Below are 21,600 nucleotides of genomic sequence, written 5' to 3'. Positions count from 1 at the left end.
AATACTTTAAAAACTTAATTTTTATTTTTTAGCTGGCTCTAAAAACCTTTTGCTTAATTCCATTGAAATAGCAGAACGCTCAAACTTAATTTTACCTGCTCCTGTTTCTATAGTAATTGTATTATCTGCAGTATTTATTGTAGCAATTTTACCGTGAATACCACTAGAAGTTACCACTTTTGTACCTACTTTAATTTCAGCCTGAAAAGCCTTTTCCTTTTTTTGCTTACTCATTTGTGGTCTTATCATAAAGAAATAAAACACTACAATAATGGCTAAAAAAGGTAACATACTCATTAAACTACCTACTCCTTCTTGTAAAAAAATTGCATTATACATCATTAAATTTTTGCTTTAGGTGTTACAGATCCTTTTAATGTTAAGATTTCTCTACCAGATGCTGTATTTGTAGTTAAAGTTACTGTTTTTTGTTGTCTATTAGGCTTACCACTCGTGTTAAATTTCACATCAACTGTACCTGTTTCTCCTGGTTTAATTGGTGCTTTAGGCCATGTTGGAACCGTACATCCACAAGATCCTTGTGCATTTGTTATTACTAAATCTGTTTTACCAGAATTGGTAATTACAAAACTAGTTTCTACAATATCTCCTTCATTTACGGTACCAAAATCGTACACTTTTTTATCTAAAGAAATTAAAGCTGTTCCTTTTTTAATTTCGCTATCTCTAGACGCTGCTTGGTCTAAATTTTCTTTGTTAATTTTAGAAGTAACATTTCCTCCATCTTTACATGCTGTAAAAAAAGATGCTGTAACTACAAAAGCTAATAAAATTGTTATTTTTTTCATTATGATTTAATTTTGTGTAAAAATAATAAATAAATTATCGAAAACAATAGTTTAAAGTAATCCTCTTCCTATTTTAACAATTTTTTTACTTTCTACAAATTCTTTAGATATTTTATCTAAAACCCCGTTAATAAAATAGCTACTCTTTTCTGTAGAATAATCTTTAGAAATCTCTATATACTCATTAATAGTAACTCTTGTTGGTATAGAGTGAAAATTAAGAAACTCTGAAATTGCCATTTTTATTAAAATCATATCCATGTCTGCGATTCTATCAGTTTCCCAATTTGGCGTTTTCTCTTCAATAATCAATTCGTATTCTGTATTCTTTAAAACTGTTTTTCTAAACATTTTTGATACAAATTCTTCATCATCATTATCTTTGTAAAGCTTCCCTATAACAAAAATAGCTTGCTCTTTTTGTTTACTTAACGTTTTTACAACCCAAGTATTTACAAAAGGAATATCATCTGCCCAAGAAATCATGGTATCCTCATAATACTCTCCTAATTTTTCATTCGGAGCAATAATTTCTTTAAAGAAATCAATTACAAATGCCTTGTCTACTTTGTAAGAATCTTCTTCTGTAGCTAAATATTTTTGATACAAATTGCTATTTTGCAACTGCTCATAAATAATTTTTACATACTCATCATTTTCTTCCCAATTTCTCAAATCATTTAACTCAACATACCCTTCTACACTAACGCTTTCTGCGATAATATTGATTAGTTTATTGTTTAAAAATTTGTTATTTGGATTTAAATCTTCTTTGGTGGCAAGGATTTTCTTTTTAGAAAGTGCTATTTTTTTGGCTGCTAATTTCTGTACTTCTACTAACAATAGTAAATTTAAAACGTACAAATCATGCATTTTTAAAATACTATGTTTCAAAAATTTCTCCTCTTTAATGATATCATCATTATGAGAATGTAACATTGCGTACACAGATTGCATTACTTTAACTCGAATATGTCTTCTGTTAATCATTTTCTAAAGAACTTATATATAATTTGCTGCAAAAATAGTGTTATTTTATTTTTCTACTACCACGTTTTAATTCTTTTTTAAGAATAAATTTTATACTGATTCTTGTATCTTCGTGCTTTCTCTTTTTTAACAAAAAAATAATTTACAGACACTATAATAGTTGTAATTTTATTTTTTTTAAAACTCACTATTCGTTGAAAGAACTACGACACTTAAATAAATACTTTTCTAAATATAAATGGCGATTATTAATTGGTACTTTAATAACCATATTAGCCAAATTTTTAGCTTTAAAAATACCTCAAATTGTAGGAGATTCTTTAAATATTGTTGAAGATTATCAAAACGGAGTCGTTACTAATTTAGAAACCGTACAACATCAATTAGTAATAAATGTGCTAATAATTGTAGGTGTTGCAGTACTATCTGGTTTTTTTACTTTTGTAATGAGACAAACAATTATTGTTACTTCTAGGTTGATAGAATTCGATCTCAAAAATGAAATTTATCAACAATACCAAAGACTATCACTTAACTTCTATAAGAAAAATAGAACAGGAGATTTAATGAACAGAATTTCTGAAGATGTTTCTAAAGTAAGAATGTATGTTGGGCCAGCTGTTATGTATAGCCTAAATATGATTGTAACTTTTACGGTAGGTTTTACACAAATGATTAGCATTAATGTAAAACTAACCATGTATACGTTAATACCTTTTCCTTTATTATCTATTTCTATATTTGTGTTAAGCAAAGTAATACATAAAAGAAGCACCGTTGTTCAACAATATTTATCAAAATTAACCACCTTTAACCAAGAATTTTTCTCAGGTATAAATGTGGTTAAATCATACGGAATTGAAGCTTCTATTATTAAAGACTTTGATAAAATTGCAGATGAAAGTAAGGACAAAAACATTCACCTTCAAAAAGCAAATGCCTTATTTTTTCCGTTAATGATTTTATTAATTGGTATTAGTAACATCATTGTTATTTATGTTGGAGGAAAACTATATATTAATGATCAAATTCAAATAGGTGTTATTATTGAGTTTATGTTATATGTAAACATTTTAACCTGGCCAGTTGCCGTTGTGGGCTGGGTAACTTCTATGGTACAGCAAGCGGAAGCCTCGCAAGCAAGAATTAATGAATTTTTACAGCAAGTACCAGAAATTCAAAACACAAACACGGCTACTTCTCAATTAAAAGGAAACGTAACTTTTAAAGACGTTACTTTTACGTATGATGACACCAATATTACCGCTTTAAAAAACATTAATTTTTCTATAAAATCGGGAGAAACAATTGCCATTTTAGGAAGAACTGGTTCTGGTAAATCTACGATTATAGAACTAATTTCTAGATTATACGACACAAAAGTAGGTACCATATTATTAGACGACACTCCTATTAAAGAAGCTAATTTAGATGACGTCAGAAGTCAGATCGGTTTTGTACCTCAAGATCCTTTTCTTTTTTCAGAAAGTATAGAAGACAATATTAAGTTTGGTAAAGAAGATGCTACAGAAGCAGAAATTATCGCTGCAGCAAAAAATGCGGATGTTCATAAAAACATTGTAGATTTCCCTAACGGATATAAAACCATTTTAGGAGAACGTGGAGTTACGCTTTCTGGCGGACAAAAACAGCGCGTTTCTATTGCAAGGGCGATTATTAAAAAGCCTAAAATTTTAATTTTTGACGATTGTTTGTCTGCTGTAGACACAGAAACAGAAGAAAAAATATTATCTAATTTAGAGCGAATTTCAAAAAATATTACCACTTTTATAATTAGTCATAGAATATCTTCTGCTAAAAATGCTGATAAAATTATTGTTTTAGACGAAGGTCAAATCATACAACAAGGAACTCATAATCAACTAATAGCACAAGAAGGGTATTACAAAAACTTGTATGACCAACAACTTTTAGAAAAAGAAAATTAATCTTTAACATTGCTACATAAAATATTTTGTTAGATTTGTTAAGTATAAAAAAAATATTTATAATTACTATTTTAAAAGAATTATGGCAGAGAGAGCAGAGAGAGTTGAACAAGAAGAAATTTTTTCACAGGTATTAAGAGCAGGAAGAAGAACTTACTTTTTTGATGTAAGAGCAACAAAAGCAGATGATTATTACTTAACTGTTACAGAGAGTAAAAAGTTTACACATGATGATGGTAGTTTTCATTACCAAAAACACAAAATTTACCTTTACAAAGAAGATTTTACTGATTTTCAAGAAATGTTAGGTAAAGCAACAGATTACATTTTAAACGAAAAAGGTAGCGAAGTAATTAGTGAACGTCATCAAAAAGATTTTAAAAAGGAAGAAGAAACAGAAACTACAGACAATGTAAAGTCTACAGAGAGTTTTACTGATGTTTCTTTTGATGATATATAACAGTCTCAGACTGTTTTTGCTTTGGTTTGTTAATGAATACTAAGAATTCGTTGAACTCTAAGCAAAATAAACGATTTAAATTCAAATTATTTTACACATTAAAAACCATAAGTTTTATATTTATGGTTTTTAATTTTAAAGTACTTTCTTAATTGTTTTTGTTTTAGCAATGGTTTCCTCCCATTCGTTTTTTGCAGAACTTTCTTTTGTAATTCCACCACCAACATATATAGAAGCTATTTTATCTTCTATACTCATACATCTTAAATTTACAAAAAGAGAAGAGCTATTATTTTTAATATTAAGTTCTCCTAAAAAACCACTATAAAATGTTCGTTTATAGTTTTCATTTTGGCAGATAAATTCTTCGGCTTTTTCTCTAGGCAAACCACATACTGCAGGTGTTGGGTGCAAACCTCTAATTAAAGCTTTTAAATTAGAATTATTATTTAACTTACCTTCTATCTTACTTCTTAAATGCAACAAATTACCTGCTCTAATCGTTTCTTTTTTATCAACTTTAAGATTGGTAGAAATGGGCTTTAATTGACTCTCTATAAAATCTGTAACCAATTGCTGTTCTTCTAATTCTTTATTTTGCCAAACAACCTCTTCAGAATCAACATACACTTGTGTACCCGCTAAAGACATGGTTTTAAAACTGTTTCCTTTAATATTTAAAAGTGTTTCTGGAGTGGCACCAAACCACAAACCTACTTTAGGGTGAAACCAAACATAAACAAATGCATTTGCATAAGAATTTAGTAGTTTTTTAAACGTTAGTAGCACGTCAAATTTATCTAATTGAATTTCTTCTTTTCTAGAAAGGACTACTTTTACAAGCTCGTTTTTATTTATTTCATCGAGTGCTTTTTCTACCAAATGAAGATGTTTTTCTTTATCAGAAATTACCTCATCTGATGTATTGTCATTTAGAGATACATTTTCTTCAATTAAAATATTTTCATGAATAAATTCTGATTTTTCTAAAGGAAATAAAACAGCTTTTTCATCAGAATTAAAAGGAGCAAAAACAAATCCAGTTTCTGTAAATTCTGATGTAAATTCCAAGGAATCATCCTTCATAAAAAAACCAGAAACAGTTTCCAAATTTGGTTTTCTATAAACTACAAAAGGGATTTCCTTCTTAAAATTTTCTTCAATTTTATTAAAAATAATATTCAATGTAATTCAAGTTATTTTTTAGTTAAAACAATATTGGTCATTTTAGCAACAGAAATTAAATCGTCATTTTCATCAACAATTTTAACCTCCCATAAATGCGTTGTTCTACCTTTATGAATATTCCTTGCAGTTGCATAAACCGTACCTTCTCGTTTACTTTTTATATGATTTATAGATAACTGAATTCCGTTTACATACTGATTTTTACTATCTATAAAAAAGTTAGAAGCAGCACTACCAACACTCTCTGCCAAAGCCGCAGTTGCACCACCATGTAATTGCCCATAAGGTTGATGAACCCTAGAATTTACAGGCATTTTTGCTGTTAAAAAATCATCCCCCAGAGCAACATATTCAATATCAAGCGTTTCCATTAACGTGTTTTTAGAACTCTCATTAAACGCTTTTAAAATTGCAGTTGTATCCATATCATTTAGATTATATGGTAAAAGTACATATAAAATTTTGTATTTTTGCAAAAGAAAAACTTATCCATTTCATGTACAAAATACGCGTAATTTTAGACACCAAAGAAGATGTAATTAGAACTATTTTAGTTGACAACAACTTAAATTTAGAAGATTTACATGCCACAATTGCTAAATCTTTTGGGTTTGGAGGTCAAGAGATGGCTTCTTTTTACAGAACCGATGATGACTGGACGCAAGGTGAAGAAATTCCGTTATTTAATATGGAAGAAGTTGGCGAAGGAATTTCTATGCAAAATTGTATTTTACAGGATACGTTACCAGAAGAAAGTAACAAATTAATTTATGTGTACGATTTCTTAAAAATGTGGACTTTCTATGTTGAAGTAATTGAGGTTTCTGATGAGAAAAAAGAAGATTTACCACAAATTATCTTAACGGTTGGAGAAATACCAAGTGAAGCTCCTGAAAAAGAATTTGTTGCAGAAAAATTAGACGATGGTTTTGAAGACGAAGAAGATCTTGATGATGAATTTGGTCATTTTGATGATGATTTCGATTATAACGAATACTAGAAAAGTTTAAGCGTGTAACTGTTTAATTGGTTTACTGTTAATCGTTTTCTACAGTTAAACAATTACACTTTTTAACAATTGCACATTTTAGAAGTAACAAAATTGTATTTTAGTCGTCTTACATTCATAATCGACTAAATCAATTTCTTTGGAAACTATCTTATCACTTAAAAATCTCGATAAAAAATACGGAAAAGTTCACGCAGTAAATAATCTTTCTTTTGATATAGAAAAAGGAAATGTTTACGGAATTTTAGGCCCAAACGGAAGTGGAAAATCTACCACTTTAGGTATAATCTTAAATGTTGTTAATAGAACTTCTGGTGAATTTTCTTGGTTTAACGGAAAACTATCCACACATCAAGCCTTAAAAAAAGTAGGCGCAATTATAGAGCGTCCTAATTTTTATCCGTACATGACGGCTACTCAAAACTTAGCTTTAATTTGTAAGATCAAAGAAATATCAACAGAAAAAATTAACGAAAAACTGACTATTGTTAACCTTTTTGATAGAAAAAACAGCAAGTTTAGTACCTTTTCTTTAGGAATGAAACAACGTTTAGCCATTGCTTCTGCCCTATTAAATGATCCTGAAATATTAATTTTAGATGAACCAACAAACGGTTTAGATCCACAAGGAATTCATGAAATTCGTCAAATAATACAAACCATTGCCGCAAACGGAACCACTATTTTATTAGCATCTCATCTTTTAGATGAAGTAGAAAAAGTGTGTTCTCACGTTGTTGTTATTAGAAAAGGTGTAAAATTATATGCAGGTCGTGTAGATGAAATGACAGCCTCTAACGGTTTGTTTGAATTAAAGGTGGAAACCGATGAAGTAAAATTGCTATCAATTTTAGAAGAACATCCTGCAATTGGTAAAATCAACAAAGACCACGAAACCATTATTGCTATGTTAAGCAATCCCATTTCTGCTACAGAACTAAATGAATTCCTTTTTAAAAAAGGAATTATTTTATCTCACTTGATAAAACGTAAACCAAGTTTAGAACAACAATTCTTAGATTTAACCAACAACAACTAATCAACTATTTAAACTACAAAGTCATGTTAAGACTACTTACTATAGAATTTCATAAACTTAAACACAACAGCGCCAGTAAGGTATTATCACTTATATACTTTGGGTTACTTACTTCTATTGCCTTAATTGCTACCATAAAATTTGATATTGGTCCAATTAAATTCCATTTAGCCGATATGGGCATTTTTAATTTTCCATATATCTGGCATTTTAACACGTATATGGCTTCCATTTTAAAATTTTTCTTATTATTGGTTATTGTTTCTATGATGGCGAATGAGTATAGTTACAAAACTTTAAAACAGAATTTAATTGATGGTTTAAGTAAAAAAGAATTTATTCTTTCTAAGTTTTACACCGTAGTTGTATTTTCATTAATTTCAACATTATTTGTTTTTGTAGTATCCTTAGTTTTAGGTTTAATGTATTCAGACTATAATGAACTGTCTATAATTACCACAAACCTAGAGTACTTAATAGCCTTTTTTATCAAACTAGTTGGCTTCTTTTCTATGGGGTTATTTTTTGGTATTTTAGTAAAACGTTCTGCTTTTGCAGTGGGTGCCATGGTAGTTTGGTTAATTGGAGAAAGCATGTTTAAAGGGTATCTTTTTTGGGCTTTTAGGGGTGCAGGTAACACCTCAGAATCTGTAAATAATATTATGCAATTTCTACCTTTAGAAGCATTATCTAACTTAATAAAAGAACCATTTTCTAGATTAGGTGCTGTTAGATCTATAGCAAACCAAGTTGGTGAAAACATTACTAAAAGTTATGATGTAGACTTCTCTACCATTCTAATTGTTTGTGCTTGGACATTTATATTTATTTACAGTTCTTTTAAACTACTACAAAAGAGAGATTTATAAATTGTATTAAGTTGTCTTTTTTTCTAATTTTAAAAAACTCAAACATTCAATAAACTTTTGTATTTTGCCTTTAGATTATTCTGTTGTTAAAATTGATTAACCAGAAATAATATTAATACTTAATTTAATATTACAATGCGCAAAAGTTTTTTATTCGGTTTATTCATTTTTATCAGTTGTATTGCTTTTCAGAATATAAATGCTCAATTAAGCAAAAAACATTATTTACCGCCAATTACAAGTGATGAAGCTATTGACAATCAATACATTTATATCTCTACCCCAAAAAGTAGTAATGTTTCTTTTACGATAAAACCAATAGGAAAACCTGCTTCCGAAGAAATTACTGGTACAGTTTCTAACGCTACCCCTTTTTTTACAACATCTACCATAGTTGGTACACAATTGTTTCAAGAACCAGGTCAAACAGCTACTATAATAAACGATAAAGGATACATTATAGAAGCCAATGATGTTATTTATGTTTCTGTAAGAATGATCTCTGCAGGTAGAGCAAATCAAGCATCTGCCATTGTAAGTAAAGGGCTTTCTGCCTTAGGTACAGAATTTAGAATGGGAGGTTTTCCTAGTACAAACCCTGCTAATGGGCATTTAAATTTTGTATCTGTAATGGCCACTGAAGATAACACCAATGTAACTTTTGATGATTTTACGCCTGGTATTAACATTAACAACTATGAAGGACCTATTCCTTTTACAAAAACTTTAAATGAAGGAGAAAGTTTTATTGTATCGGTTTCTTTTGATAGAGGTGGAACTCCTAGTGATTTATTAGGTACGCTTATAAAATCTGACGATGAAAACAAACCTATTGTTGTAAATTCTGGTTCTGCAACCGGTACTTTTGATACTCCTACCAACCTTAGAGATTATGGGATAGACCAAATTGTTGATGCTAAAAAAATTGGAGACGAATATATTTTTGTAAAAGGTGATGGAGAAAACGCTTGGGAAAACATACTAATTGTTGCACATCATGACAATACAGAAGTATTTATAAATGATAATTTAACAGCAGAAACTACCATCGCAAAAGCAGGAGAATGGTATGTAATAGAAGGTAATGAATATTCTACCAATGGAAATATGTATGTAAAAACTTCACAACCTGTATTTGCATATCAAGGTGTTGGTGCAAATGATAGAGCTGCAAACCAAGGGCTCTTTTTTGTTCCTCCTTTAAATTGCGAAAGCACAGGCTTTGTAGATAACATTCCTAATATAGATAAAATAGGTTTTAATACTTTTGAAGGAGGAGTTTCTATTGTTACAAAAAAAGGAGCAACACTAATTATTGAAGAAAATTCTACAAATACAAACCACACAATCGATGGTCCAAAAGACATTCTTGGTAATAGTAATTACGTAACATATAAAGTAACAAATCTTTCTGGAAACGTTACCGTAAAAAGTTTAATTGGTGATGCTGCAACAGAACTCTACTGCTCTTACTTCAATCAAAACGGAGCGGCAACTTCTGGTGGCTTTTACTCAGGTTTCCCTTCTAAACCAGAAATTAATTTTAACGTTAACATAGAAACTTTAGGCAACTGTCTTGGTAATAATTTAAAATTAGAAGCTGCAAATACCGAGTTATTTGATGGTGGTATACAATGGCAACTGTATAATGAAACTACCTTAAATTGGGTAACAAAAAGTACCGAAAATGCTTATACTCCTTTGCCAACAGAACCCGGTAGATACAGATTAGTTGGTAAGGTTATATGTACAGGTACAGAATTTATTTCCGTAGAAATACCAATTAGTATTTGTCCTGATGATTATGACAAAGATGGGATTATAGACAATGTAGATGTTGATATTGACAACGACGGAATTTTAAATTGTGATGAGTCTTTAGGTGATAAAATCATTGATTTATCAGATATTAATACTCCAACAGTTACAGATGACCTAACAACAATTAATGCAAATTTAATTACAGAAAACACAACTTTTACTGGAGATGCAACTGGTAGCTTTACCTCTGTTGCAAATGCTAGTGGTACATCAAACTCGACTTACTCATTAGATTTTAACGACAACATCAACTTTAAACTAACCCAAAACAGTACTAAAGACCATACCATTTCTGATAACGAGTATTTTATCCTGAGGTTATCACAAGCAGACAAAAATATTACCCTACTAGATCCTGATAATCAAATTTTAGTAGACTCTAATTTTGATGATGAATTTGAAGATGATTTCACTCAATTTTCTGCTTCAGTAATTAAATTTAAGTTTAAAACAGATCTTGTAGGCGGTACAAGTACATTTCAATTTGTAGCTAATCAAATTAAAAACATTTCTTTTGAGCATAATAACAATATTAGTAGTGACATTTCTACTTTTAACGGAACCATCGGTTTAACCTGTTTTACGTTAGATTCTGATGGAGATGGTATAGAAAACATGTTTGATTTAGACAGTGATAATGATGGGATTCCTGATATTTCAGAAGTTTCATCACCACAAATTACACTTCTAAAAACGGATGCAAATTTAGATGGTTTAGATGATGCTTTTAATGGTCTGATTACAAATATTGACACTGATAATGACGGAGTTAAAAACTATTTAGACTACGATACGGACAACGATGGTATTTTTGACTCAACAGAAGCTAACCACGGTTTAGATGTGAATTTTAATGGAACTGTAGATACTTTTATAGACATCAACAAAAACGGATTGGCAGATTCACTAGAAAATGACACCACAGTACAAACCCTTTCTTTAAAATATACAATTGCAGATACTGATGGAGATAACGTCTTTAATTTCTTAGAATTAGATGCTGATAACGATGGTTGTAATGATGTTATTGAAGCAGGTTTTACTGAGTATAATAATGATGGAATTCTTTTTGCAAATTCCTTTTCTGTTGATAAAAACGGAAAAGTAAAAAACCCTGATGACGGATATACAAACCCTAATTCAGATTACATTACAAGTGCTCCAATTGAATTAATTACGCCATTTACTGATGTTACTTTTTGTGAAAGTGCTACAGATACTATAACTATAGATGCTACAGCAAATGGTTTTCAATGGGAACTTTCTACAGATGATGGTGCTACTTGGAATACGATTACAGACAATGCAGTTTATCTAGGAAGCAATACAAATTCCTTGCAAATTACAAATACTCCATATTCTTATAATAATTATCAATATAGAGTTGCTTTAACTAGAACAGGTAATAGCTGTGGCCTTACTTCTGCCCCAATTACGTTAACCGTAAATCCTAAACCAATTATTTTAAACAATCCCGCAGCATTGTTTCAATGTGATACTAATTCAGATCTTCAAACAACCTTTAACCTTACAGAAGCAGAAATAAGCATTTCTACAGATGCAGATCATACTTTTAAGTATTATAAAACAAAAATGGATGCAGAAAATGGTGTCCAAGAAGTTAACGATAAAACAAGTTATTTTGTAGCTGTAAACGGAGAAGCTTGGGTAAGAACAACCTCTACCGCTACAACCTGCCATACCATTTCTAAAATTAATTTAACGGTTAGTTATACACCTAATCAAACTTTTGAAGACACTTTTTATCAATGTGATGATTTTTTAGATGCAGAAGGAAACAACACCGTTAACAATTCTGATACTGACGGAATTACCTTTTTTGATTTAAGTAGTGTTCCTGATAAAATTACAACAGACACTAACAAAAGAGTTGAATTTTATGAAACTGATGAAGATAGAACAAAATCGATAAACCAAATTACAGAAACACAAAGTTTATCTAATTATAGAAACACAAACCATCCATATCTTGGAAGTGCTATAGCTATTTACTACAAAATTATAGATAAAACAAATAACAACTGCCAAGGTATTGGTGAGTTTAACTTAGAAGTAAATAAAATTCCGGAGTTTTCAGTTAAAGGAGAAACTCCTGATGCTCCAATCATTATTTGTGCTAAAAATGTTCCATATACATTAGAGATTCAAAGTCTTTTTAAAGATGATTACGACTACAAGTGGACAGACAAAGTTGGAAATACCGTTGGTGGAAATAGCCCAACTCTATCAGTAAGTGATCAAGGAGAATATACCGTAACAGCTTCTAGTAGAGAAACCACTATTTGTTCTAGAACAAGAACTATTGTTGTTTTAAAATCTAATTTTGAAAACTTAGAAAATAGTTTTGTTACCGTAACAGACGATATTTCTGGTTTCAGTGCTAATTTAAGTATTCGAATAGACATCCCTACAAATCCTTTAATTAATGAAGAATTTCAATATGCTTTAGAGAATGAAAACGGAAATATAGTTCGTCCTTTTCAAGACGATAACATTTTTAATAATGTAGAAGGCGGAGTTTATAAAATTATTGTTGAAAACAAAGATGGTTGTGGTACTTCTTCATTAATCGTTTCTGTAATTCAATTCCCAAAATTCTTTACCCCAAACGGACAACAAAACAAAACATGGACAATAAAAGGTACCAACAGTTCTTTTTATCAACCAAACAGTACCATTAACATTTTTAACCGATATGGTAAATTAGTAGCCCAAACATCTGTAGACGGTGAAGGTTGGGACGGAACCTACAGTGGTAAAACATTGCCTTCAGACGATTATTGGTTTACAGTACAACTCATACCAATAGACCCTAATAAAATGCCTATTCTTAAAAAAGGACATTTTTCGCTATTAAGGCAATAAAACATCATCTTTAAAAAGTAAAAGCATCCGAATTATAAAATAGTTACGGATGCTTTTTTTAGGCATTTAATCAAAAGAATATTTCTTATTTTAGCATTAAACTAAGAAATAAGCTTCTATGGATTTAAACTTCAATAAAAACGAAGATTACAATAAATTGCTATCATCAGACTTAAGAAAAAGATTTGCAAAAGTAAAATTGGGTGGAGGTCAAAAAAGAATTGACAAACTGCACAAAAAAGGCAAAATGAGTGCAAGAGAACGCGTTGATTATCTTTTAGATAGTAATTCTAAATCTATAGAAATTGGTGCTTTTGCTGGTGAAGATATGTATGCAGAACATGGCGGTTGCCCTTCTGGAGGTGTTGTTGTAAAAATGGGTTATATAAAAGGAAAACAATGTATCGTTGTTGCTAATGATGCTACTGTAAAAGCAGGTGCTTGGTTCCCAATTACAGGAAAAAAAAATTTACGAGCACAAGAAATATCCATAGAAAACAAATTACCAATTATTTATTTAGTAGATTCTGCTGGCGTTTATTTGCCTTTGCAGGATGAAATTTTTCCAGACAAAGAACATTTCGGACGTATTTTTAGAAACAACGCCATTATGAGTAGCATGGGCATTACACAAATTTCTGCAGTTATGGGAAGCTGTGTTGCGGGTGGTGCTTACTTGCCAATAATGAGCGACGAGGCTTTAATTGTTGATAAAACTGCTAGTATATTTCTTGCCGGAAGTTACCTTGTAAAAGCGGCTATTGGAGAATCTATAGACAATGAAACTTTAGGCGGAGCAACAACACATTGCGAAATTTCTGGAGTTACAGATTACAAAGCTAAAGACGATAAAGACGCATTAGATAAAATAAAATTTATTGTTGATAAAATTGGCGATTATGACAAAGCAGGTTATAGTAAAACCGAAGCTTTTCCGCCAAAAGAAAATGAAGATGATATTTTCGGAATTCTACCTAGAGAAAGAAACGCTCAATATGATATGTTAGAAATCATAAAACGTTTGGTAGACAATTCTGAATTTGAACAATATAAAGAAGGCTACGGAAAAACTATTTTAACTGGTTATGCCAGAATTGATGGTTGGGCAGTTGGTATTGTTGCCAATCAACGTAAGTTGGTAAAAACGCAAAAAGGAGAAATGCAATTTGGTGGCGTAATCTATAATGATTCTGCAGATAAAGCTACCCGTTTTATTGCCAATTGTAATCAGAAAAAAATTCCGTTGGTTTTTTTACAAGACGTTACTGGGTTTATGGTAGGCTCAAAATCAGAACACGGAGGCATAATAAAAGATGGTGCTAAAATGGTAAACGCTGTTAGTAATTCTGTGGTTCCTAAATTTACAGTTATTATTGGAAATTCTTACGGAGCAGGTAATTATGCCATGTGTGGTAAAGCTTACGACCCAAGATTAATTGTTGCGTGGCCAAGTGCAGAATTAGCCGTTATGAGCGGAAATTCTGCCGCTAAAGTATTGTTACAAATAGAAAAAGCTTCTTTATTAAAAAAAGGAGAAGAAATAACCCCAGAAAAAGAAGCGGAGTTATTCGACAAAATAAAATCGCGTTACGACAAACAAATTTCTCCATATTATGCAGCTGCAAGAATATGGACAGATGCAGTTATTAATCCCTTAAAAACTAGAGATTGGATTTCTATGGGAATTGAAGCTGCAAACCACGCTCCTATTACAAAACAATTTAATATGGGAATTTTACAGGTTTAAAATAGACTTCTTTATTCGATTTGTCACGCTGTAAATGTCTCTTACAAATTGAAAAAAGAGGCTTACATCATAAAATCTAAAACAATAAAGTTTAGTTCCAATTGATGATTATTATCATAATTAGACATCTTCTTATCTTATATTTTTGCAATATAATTTATAAAGATGAGCAAAGCTATTTATGTTGTCGCAGTAGAATCTAACAGTGGTAAATCTTTGGTATCATTAGGTCTTTTAAGAATGATGTTAACCAAATCTTCTAAAGTAGGTTATTTTAGACCTATTATCAACGAAGTTGAAAACAGTACTATTGATGATCATACCAATACTGCCATTAATTTTTTTAATCTAGATATCGAATACGATGAATGTTATGCCTACAAGCAAAACGAAGTTGTAGAACTTTTAAGCGAAGGAAAAGCAGAAGAAGTAATACATAATGTCATTAAAAAATATAAAAAACTAGAAGCCAAATACGATTATGTTTTGGTAGAAGGTACAGATTACTCTGGTGATGGTGGTTTTACAGAATTAGATGTAAACTTAATGATTGCCAAAAACTTGGGCATTCCTGCATTAATCGTAGGGTCTGGAAATGGTAAGAAAAAGAAAGATTTTGTAAACACCATGCAACTTACTTATAAAGCTTTTATAAGAAAAGAAGTAGATGTTATTGGTATTATTGCCAACAAAATTGAAGCAGAAGAAATAGATTATATAAAAAAAGAACTACAAAAAAGTTTTCCAGAAAACTTACAAATAGATATCATCCCTAAAATAGATTTTTTAGCGTTTCCAACAGTAAGAGAGGTGTTGCAAGCTTTAAATGGAAAGGTTTTATTTGGAGAACAGTTTTTAGACAATGCTATTGGAAGTTATAGTACTGGTGCTATGCAATTACGTAACTATTTAACAAGAATTAGAGAAAATGCTTTAGTAGTTACTCCTGGAGATAGAGCAGATATTATTTTGGGTGCCTTACAGGCAAATGCTTCTACAAACTACCCTAAAATTGCAGGTATTGTTTTAACCGGTTCCTTAATACCAGAAGAATCTATTACAAAACTTATTGAAGGTGTACAATCTACAGTACCTATTATTTCTGTAGAAGGAGGCACTTTTGGAATTACAAATAAAATTGGAGCTGTAAAATCTAAAATTTATGCTTCTCATGATAAAAAAATAGTATTATCATTAGATACTTTTGATACTTATGTTAATGCAGAAGGATTAACAACCACCCTTACCTCTTACAATTCAGATAAGTTAACACCAAGTATGTTTCAATACAACCTATTGCAAAAGGCAAGGGCTTATAAAAAACATATTGTTTTACCTGAAGGTGATGATGAAAGAATTATTACTGCTGCAGCACGTTTACAATTATTAAATATTGTTGATTTAACTTTATTAGGAGATAGAAACACCATTCAGTTAAAATGTGATCAAATAGGATTACAGATAGATTTGGATAAAATAAATATTTTAAACCCAGAAGATTCTATTCATAATGATGCTTTTGAAAAAACATTATATGAAGCTCGTAAGCATAAAGGAATGACAGAAACAGCTGCTAAAGATTTAGTAACTGATGTTTCTTATTACGGAACTCTAATGATTATGAACGGATTGGCAGACGGAATGGTATCTGGTGCAGTACATACAACAATGCACACCATAAAACCTTCTTTACAATTAATTAAAACAAAACCCGGAGTTTCAGTGGTATCTTCTGTATTTTTTATGTGTTTATCAGACCGAGTTTCTGTAATGGGAGATTGTGCTGTAAACCCGAACCCTAATGCAGAACAGCTAGCAGAAATTGCCATTTCTTCGGCACAATCTGCAGAAGCTTTTGGTATAGAAGCTAAAATTGCCATGTTATCTTATTCTTCTGGAAGCTCTGGAAAAGGTGAAGAGGTAGAAAAAGTAAGAAAAGCTACAGCAATTGTTAGAAGCCTACATCCAGAATTAAAAATTGAAGGTCCTATTCAATATGATGCAGCAGTAGACATGTCTGTTGCAAAAACAAAAATGCCAGATTCTGAAGTAGCAGGACAAGCATCTGTTTTAATATTTCCAGATTTAAATACAGGAAACAACACTTACAAAGCCATACAAAGAGAAACAGGAGCTTTGGCTATTGGCCCAATGCTACAAGGATTAAACAAACCCGTAAACGATTTAAGTAGAGGTTGTACCGTAGAAGATATATTTAATACTGTTTTATTAACAGCAATACAAGCACACCAAGGATAATATGAATATTTTAGTTTTAAATGCAGGCTCTTCTTCTTTAAAGTATCAATTGATAGAAATGCCCTCTCAAAGAGTAAAATGTGTCGGTTTAATTGAAAGAATTGGTATGGAAGATGCCATTTTTACACACGAAAAAGATACTGAAAAACAATCAGAAGTTACTCCAATTATAAATCACGAAATTGGTTTACAAAAAATTGCTAAAACTTTATTAGACCAAAAAATTGGTGTTATCAACTCTGTTGATGAAATTAAAGCGATTGGACATAGAGTTGTTCATGGAGGAAGTAAGTATAGTAGCACAGCAATAATTACAAAAGAAGTTAAAAAAAACATTAGAGATATATTTGATTTAGCTCCTTTACACAATCCTGCACACTTAACAGGTATAGAAGTTGCCGAAACTATTTTTACATCTGCAAAACATTTTGCTATTTTTGATACCGCATTTCATCAAACAATGCCCAAAGAAGCATATCAATATGCAATACCTAATACTTATTTAAACGATTATAATATTAGAGCTTATGGTTTTCATGGCACAAGCCATAAATACGTTTCAGAAAAAGCCATCGAATTTTTAAATAAAGATGCTTCTAAAATTATTACCATTCACTTAGGTAATGGTTGTAGCATGGCAGCTGTTAAAGATGGTAAATGTATAGATACCTCAATGGGGTTTTCTCCTACAAATGGATTAGTTATGGGAACTAGATCTGGAGATATTGACCATTCTGTTATTTTCTTTTTAATGAAAAAACTCAATAAAACGGCAGATGAAGTAAATAATTTATTACAAAAAGAATCTGGTATGAAAGGTTTAACTGGTTTTTCTGATTTACGAGAAATTGAAGAAAATGCAGGTAATGGTAACGAAGACTGTATAAACGCTTTAAAATTAGCTAGCCATAGAATTAAGAAATTTATTGGTGCTTATGCTGCCGTTTTAAATGGTTTAGATGCTATTGTTTTTACTGCCGGAATTGGAGAAAACTCTAGTTTAATGAGACATCTATCTTGTTGTAGTTTAGACTTTTTAGGCATCGAATTAAACAATTCTAAAAACGAAATTCGTTCTAAAGAAATAAGAGAAATTCAATCAAAAACATCTAAAGTTAAAATTTTAGTAATACCTACTAACGAAGAATTAGAGATTGCAAAACAGACTTATCAACTTATAAAATAAATAAAAAAGCATTTTTGAGTAAATAACTCAAAAATGCTTTTAAAAAGTTAAAATAAATTTAGTTTTTAATAATTCTTTTACTAGCAATTTTACCATCTTTAGTATGTACTTTTAACAAATAAATTCCTTTTGCTAAATTAGTTACATTCAGTTCTCGTTTATTAGAAGAAAGTAATTTTTTTCCTAAAACATTATACACTTCTACCTTTTCTATATCTGAACTTGCAGTATCAATTGTAACAATACCATTTGTAGGATTTGGATATGCTTCAAAACTTAAAGTAGCAAAATCACTTATGCCCGCAGTAGCACCCCCATAATAGTAAGTAGTTCTATCACTGTTTGTATAGCTAGATGTTAAGATTTTATTTATATAAGGATTCCCAGTAAACAAATAATCTAAACCAGTTCTATCTATAAAAGGATGTGTAAAAGAAGACATTAATTTAGAAGTGTCAAAAGTAACAGTCTCATTACTTCCAACAACCCAAGAACCTCCATCTATATAGGAGTTTTTCTCATTTATAACGTTTCCGTTTACATCATATGTATATTCAGTTTTTTCCTCGTCAACATACGTGGTACCATTCCATATTTTGGTTAAATCTATTAATAATCTATTATTTGCATCATAGTTAAAATTTCTAATATCCGATTTCACATAAGCTGTTCCGTTCCAATCTTCGAATGTAACTTGAGAAATTTTATTATTAGCATTGTAAGTTATTAAAGATTTATCTTCTAAAACCCAAGTAGTTCCATCCCAATTGTAACCATAACCTTCATCTATATTATTGTTAGCATTGTAGGCAAGGGAAAATTTATATGATTTTTCCCATGCCGCATTATTCCATTCATAAGAAATACTTTCGACAATCTTACCATTACTATTGTAAGAATACTCAGTCTTATCATCGTTTTTATAACTATTGGTATCTGAATCCCAATTTTCTTCAATCTCTATTGATAGCTTATTACCTGAACTGTATACATAACTATATCTATCTTGCTTTAACCAAACTGAATTTAACTGATCCCAGTAATCATATAATTCAGTTACTAGATTGCCACTTGTATCATAACTATAAACCTGCTTTGAACTGTTAATCCAACTATTATCAATCATCGACTCTGATAGTGATGAGGTTAATTTCGTTTGCGCAAACAAAGAAATAGTTAAAAATGTAAAAATTAAAAAAGTAGTTTTTTTCATATTGTAGTGTTTTTAAGGTTTAACATCAAAATTAAAAAAACTAGTTTAAAAAAATATACCTAGTAATAGGTATATTTTTTAAATTCCTTGGCTAAAAAATTGTGAAACAACTTGCTAATTTTTACATTTGTATTTATACATATTTTAAAAACAATCATTAGAAATGGGTAGAGCATTCGAACTTAGAAAAGGGCGTAAAATGAAACGATGGTCAGCAATGGCAAAAACTTTCACCAGAATTGGTAAAGACATTGTAATGGCTATTAAAGATGGTGGTCCAAATCCTGATTCTAATTCTAGGTTAAGGGCAGTTATGCAAAATGCAAAAGCTGCAAACATGCCTAAAGACAATGTAGAAAGAGCTATAAAAAAGGCAACAGATAAAGATACTGCAAATTATAAAGAAGTTCTTTTTGAAGGGTATGCACCTCACGGAATAGCGCTTGTTATAGAAACTGCAACAGATAATAACAACAGAACAGTAGCCAATGTAAGATCTGCTTTTAATAAGTGTGATGGAAATTTAGGTACTTCTGGTTCCGTTATTTTTATGTTTGATCATGTTTGTACTTTTACCCTTAAAAAGGAAGATATTGACATCGATTTAGAAGATTTAGAATTAGAACTTATCGATTTTGAAGTTGAAGAAGTTTTTGATGACGAAGAAGGAATTATCATTTATGCTCCTTTTGAGCAATTTGGAGCAATACAAACTTACTTTGAAGAAAATAGTACAGAAATTTTATCTTCTGGGTTCGAAAGAATTCCAACAACTACAACTAAATTAAATGAAGAGCAACAGGCAGATGTAGAAAAACTTCTAGAAAAGTTAGAAGAAGATGATGATGTACAGAATGTATTTCATTCTATGGTAATGTAAAAGATAAGATTAGTGTTAGATAATTATAAAGTGACTTTTAATAAAAAGAAGGGTCTTATATAATGAAGGGGTCTTAACAGATACTTCTAACAAAAATCAAAAAAAGAAGCCAGCGCCCTAACAGCGCTGGTTTTATTTTATATGCTTTTTAATAATAGCATTAAACGTTTCTTGTTCCTCTAAAAAAGAGGTTTGAATTCCTAAAAAAGAGAGTTCTTCTAGTCTACTTTCTAAACGAACATAATCTTTTTCTGTTGTTAAGATTAACTTATTAGAAGACTCTAAATCAACATATTTACCTTTAATTATTGCTATTTCTTTATCTGTAAAATGATGATGATCTGGAAATTTTAAATGTTTAAATTTTACATTATTTTCATCTAAAAAAGATAAAAGTGGTGTTGGGTTTGCAATTCCTGTAATTAATAAAACTTCATAGTCTTTTAAGTCATCCATTAAAACGTCTGAGTTTCCTGAAATTTTATCATCATAAGAAATAGTGGTGAAAAAGACCTTTTTATGATACTTTTTTAATTTATTTTCAATTTTATTTTTAGAAATTTTATCTAAACTTATTGGACATTTAGTTACCAAAATTATATCTGCTCTTTTTGCTCCTCGCCTACTTTCTCTTAGATTTCCTGTAGGTAATAAAAAATCATCGGTAAATAAATCATCATATTTTGTCAATAAAATATAAAAACTGCCTTTTACTTTTCTATGTTGATAGGCATCATCTAATAAAATTACTTCCGGTGAATTCTCTTTAATTAATTTAGAAATTCCTGCAACTCTATTTGCATCTACAGCAACATCAATCTTAGAAAACTTTTTAAAGTACTGTAAAGGTTCATCACCAACATCTTCCGCAGAATGCGAGTCATTTAACAACACATAACCTTCCGTCTTACGTTTGTACCCTCTGCTTAAAACAGCTGTCTTAAAATGGTCTTTAAGTAAGCGAATTAAGTATTCTATTTGTGGAGTCTTACCTGTTCCGCCAACACTTAGGTTACCAACAACAATTACAGGTATCTTAAACGAGGTTTGCTTAAAAATGCCAATTTCGAAAAAGAAATTACGAACACTCGTTACCACATCATAAATGATGGTAAATGGAAATAATAAAAAACGTAGAAATTTCATTGATACGAAAATAGTCAGGTTATACGTGTTAAAAAAGAAAAAGATACAAATTTAAATGATTCACCTTTTTTATTAATCTTTAATCGCAGGGCGATAGCCAAGGGTTTAATTCCCCCGAGGCTTGCCTCGAAATGAAAAAACATGTTTCG

Annotated in this window: 17 protein-coding genes; 10 read left to right on the top strand and 7 right to left on the bottom strand. The window is 30.4% G+C overall.

The features are described 5' to 3' along the window. Positions 1 to 21: 21 nt before the first annotated feature. From yajC to nusB, 3 genes are read right to left on the bottom strand one after another with little or no spacing between them, the layout of a single operon-like run. Positions 22 to 339 (bottom strand): preprotein translocase subunit YajC, encoded by a 318-nt coding sequence (yajC, locus tag GQR92_RS00260; protein WP_158841875.1) that lies wholly within the window; start codon positions 337 to 339, stop codon positions 22 to 24. Between the two features lie 2 nt (positions 340 to 341). After that, entirely contained in the window at positions 342 to 809 is a 468-nt protein-coding gene (locus tag GQR92_RS00255) for a DUF1573 domain-containing protein (protein WP_158837241.1), read from the bottom strand. Positions 810 to 860: 51 nt separating this feature from the next. Further along, positions 861 to 1,799 carry a transcription antitermination factor NusB gene (gene nusB / locus GQR92_RS00250; RefSeq protein WP_158837240.1) on the bottom strand — a complete coding sequence of 313 codons (939 nt, stop codon included), beginning with the start codon at positions 1,797 to 1,799 and terminating at the stop codon, positions 861 to 863. Positions 1,800 to 1,993: 194 nt separating this feature from the next. Here nusB and GQR92_RS00245 point away from each other — a divergent pair, with 194 nt between their 5' ends. Together GQR92_RS00245 and GQR92_RS00240 are read left to right on the top strand one after the other, a co-directional pair. Beyond that, the gene (locus tag GQR92_RS00245; RefSeq protein WP_158837239.1) at positions 1,994 to 3,748 is read left to right on the top strand and encodes an ABC transporter ATP-binding protein; all 1,755 of its coding nucleotides are present in this window, start codon (positions 1,994 to 1,996) and stop codon (positions 3,746 to 3,748) included. An 82-nt stretch (positions 3,749 to 3,830) separates the two neighbouring features. Continuing rightward, on the top strand, positions 3,831 to 4,208 hold the full coding sequence (locus tag GQR92_RS00240) for a PUR family DNA/RNA-binding protein (protein ID WP_158837238.1): 378 nt from the start codon (positions 3,831 to 3,833) through the stop codon (positions 4,206 to 4,208). 135 nt (positions 4,209 to 4,343) lie between these two features. Here GQR92_RS00240 and GQR92_RS00235 read toward each other — a convergent pair whose 3' ends face one another. Together GQR92_RS00235 and GQR92_RS00230 are read right to left on the bottom strand one after the other, a co-directional pair. Further along, on the bottom strand, positions 4,344 to 5,393 hold the full coding sequence (locus GQR92_RS00235; protein WP_233269915.1) for a chorismate-binding protein: 1,050 nt from the start codon (positions 5,391 to 5,393) through the stop codon (positions 4,344 to 4,346). Between the two features lie 11 nt (positions 5,394 to 5,404). Beyond that, a complete protein-coding gene (locus GQR92_RS00230) occupies positions 5,405 to 5,821 on the bottom strand; it encodes a PaaI family thioesterase (RefSeq protein WP_158837237.1) in 417 nt (138 codons plus the stop codon). A 71-nt stretch (positions 5,822 to 5,892) separates the two neighbouring features. On the opposite strand from GQR92_RS00230, the gene GQR92_RS00225 reads away from it, so the two are divergent. The 7 genes from GQR92_RS00225 (at position 5,893) to GQR92_RS00195 (ending at position 18,212) form a co-directional block, all read left to right on the top strand. After that, entirely contained in the window at positions 5,893 to 6,396 is a 504-nt protein-coding gene (locus tag GQR92_RS00225) for an IS1096 element passenger TnpR family protein (RefSeq protein ID WP_158837236.1), read from the top strand. Positions 6,397 to 6,544: 148 nt separating this feature from the next. After that, complete coding sequence (locus tag GQR92_RS00220) at positions 6,545 to 7,444, top strand: ABC transporter ATP-binding protein (protein ID WP_158837235.1); 900 nt, start codon at positions 6,545 to 6,547, stop codon at positions 7,442 to 7,444. 23 nt (positions 7,445 to 7,467) lie between these two features. Next, entirely contained in the window at positions 7,468 to 8,313 is an 846-nt protein-coding gene (locus tag GQR92_RS00215; RefSeq protein ID WP_158837234.1) for an ABC transporter permease, read from the top strand. 135 nt (positions 8,314 to 8,448) lie between these two features. Continuing rightward, entirely contained in the window at positions 8,449 to 13,020 is a 4,572-nt protein-coding gene (locus GQR92_RS00210; RefSeq protein WP_158837233.1) for a T9SS type B sorting domain-containing protein, read from the top strand. A gap of 118 nt (positions 13,021 to 13,138) precedes the next feature. Beyond that, complete coding sequence (locus tag GQR92_RS00205) at positions 13,139 to 14,767, top strand: acyl-CoA carboxylase subunit beta (RefSeq protein WP_158837232.1); 1,629 nt, start codon at positions 13,139 to 13,141, stop codon at positions 14,765 to 14,767. Positions 14,768 to 14,932: 165 nt separating this feature from the next. Further along, positions 14,933 to 17,026 carry a phosphate acetyltransferase gene (pta, locus tag GQR92_RS00200; RefSeq protein WP_158837231.1) on the top strand — a complete coding sequence of 698 codons (2,094 nt, stop codon included), beginning with the start codon at positions 14,933 to 14,935 and terminating at the stop codon, positions 17,024 to 17,026. A gap of 1 nt (position 17,027) precedes the next feature. After that, positions 17,028 to 18,212, top strand: coding sequence for an acetate/propionate family kinase (locus tag GQR92_RS00195; RefSeq protein WP_158837230.1), 1,185 nt, complete (start codon positions 17,028 to 17,030; stop codon positions 18,210 to 18,212). A gap of 58 nt (positions 18,213 to 18,270) precedes the next feature. Here the strand turns inward: GQR92_RS00195 and GQR92_RS00190 are convergent, their stop codons facing one another. Further along, on the bottom strand, positions 18,271 to 19,425 hold the full coding sequence (locus GQR92_RS00190; RefSeq protein ID WP_158837229.1) for a T9SS type A sorting domain-containing protein: 1,155 nt from the start codon (positions 19,423 to 19,425) through the stop codon (positions 18,271 to 18,273). 163 nt (positions 19,426 to 19,588) lie between these two features. Between GQR92_RS00190 and GQR92_RS00185 the strand changes: the two genes are divergently transcribed. After that, complete coding sequence (locus tag GQR92_RS00185) at positions 19,589 to 20,305, top strand: YebC/PmpR family DNA-binding transcriptional regulator (RefSeq protein WP_158837228.1); 717 nt, start codon at positions 19,589 to 19,591, stop codon at positions 20,303 to 20,305. A gap of 132 nt (positions 20,306 to 20,437) precedes the next feature. Here the strand turns inward: GQR92_RS00185 and lpxK are convergent, their stop codons facing one another. After that, positions 20,438 to 21,451 carry a tetraacyldisaccharide 4'-kinase gene (lpxK, locus tag GQR92_RS00180; RefSeq protein WP_158837227.1) on the bottom strand — a complete coding sequence of 338 codons (1,014 nt, stop codon included), beginning with the start codon at positions 21,449 to 21,451 and terminating at the stop codon, positions 20,438 to 20,440. Positions 21,452 to 21,600: the final 149 nt, after the last annotated feature.

The sequence above is a fragment of the Polaribacter sp. L3A8 genome, assembly GCF_009796785.1.
Lineage (GTDB): Bacteria > Bacteroidota > Bacteroidia > Flavobacteriales > Flavobacteriaceae > Polaribacter.
Note: the sequence above shows the minus strand (reverse complement) of the source record. Positions and strands in the feature narration are given on the sequence as shown.

What these genes read in the sequence shown, in the direction of transcription:
- yajC (WP_158841875.1), bottom strand. Translation starts at nt 339, where the DNA reads ATGTATAATGCAATTTTTTTACAAGAAGGAGTAGGTAGTTTAATGAGT.
- GQR92_RS00255 (WP_158837241.1), bottom strand. Translation starts at nt 809, where the DNA reads ATGAAAAAAATAACAATTTTATTAGCTTTTGTAGTTACAGCATCTTTT.
- nusB (WP_158837240.1), bottom strand. Translation starts at nt 1,799, where the DNA reads ATGATTAACAGAAGACATATTCGAGTTAAAGTAATGCAATCTGTGTAC.
- GQR92_RS00240 (WP_158837238.1), top strand. Translation starts at nt 3,831, where the DNA reads ATGGCAGAGAGAGCAGAGAGAGTTGAACAAGAAGAAATTTTTTCACAG.
- GQR92_RS00230 (WP_158837237.1), bottom strand. Translation starts at nt 5,821, where the DNA reads ATGGATACAACTGCAATTTTAAAAGCGTTTAATGAGAGTTCTAAAAAC.
- GQR92_RS00225 (WP_158837236.1), top strand. Translation starts at nt 5,893, where the DNA reads ATGTACAAAATACGCGTAATTTTAGACACCAAAGAAGATGTAATTAGA.
- GQR92_RS00215 (WP_158837234.1), top strand. Translation starts at nt 7,468, where the DNA reads ATGTTAAGACTACTTACTATAGAATTTCATAAACTTAAACACAACAGC.
- GQR92_RS00210 (WP_158837233.1), top strand. Translation starts at nt 8,449, where the DNA reads ATGCGCAAAAGTTTTTTATTCGGTTTATTCATTTTTATCAGTTGTATT.
- GQR92_RS00205 (WP_158837232.1), top strand. Translation starts at nt 13,139, where the DNA reads ATGGATTTAAACTTCAATAAAAACGAAGATTACAATAAATTGCTATCA.
- pta (WP_158837231.1), top strand. Translation starts at nt 14,933, where the DNA reads ATGAGCAAAGCTATTTATGTTGTCGCAGTAGAATCTAACAGTGGTAAA.
- GQR92_RS00195 (WP_158837230.1), top strand. Translation starts at nt 17,028, where the DNA reads ATGAATATTTTAGTTTTAAATGCAGGCTCTTCTTCTTTAAAGTATCAA.
- GQR92_RS00190 (WP_158837229.1), bottom strand. Translation starts at nt 19,425, where the DNA reads ATGAAAAAAACTACTTTTTTAATTTTTACATTTTTAACTATTTCTTTG.
- GQR92_RS00185 (WP_158837228.1), top strand. Translation starts at nt 19,589, where the DNA reads ATGGGTAGAGCATTCGAACTTAGAAAAGGGCGTAAAATGAAACGATGG.
- lpxK (WP_158837227.1), bottom strand. Translation starts at nt 21,451, where the DNA reads ATGAAATTTCTACGTTTTTTATTATTTCCATTTACCATCATTTATGAT.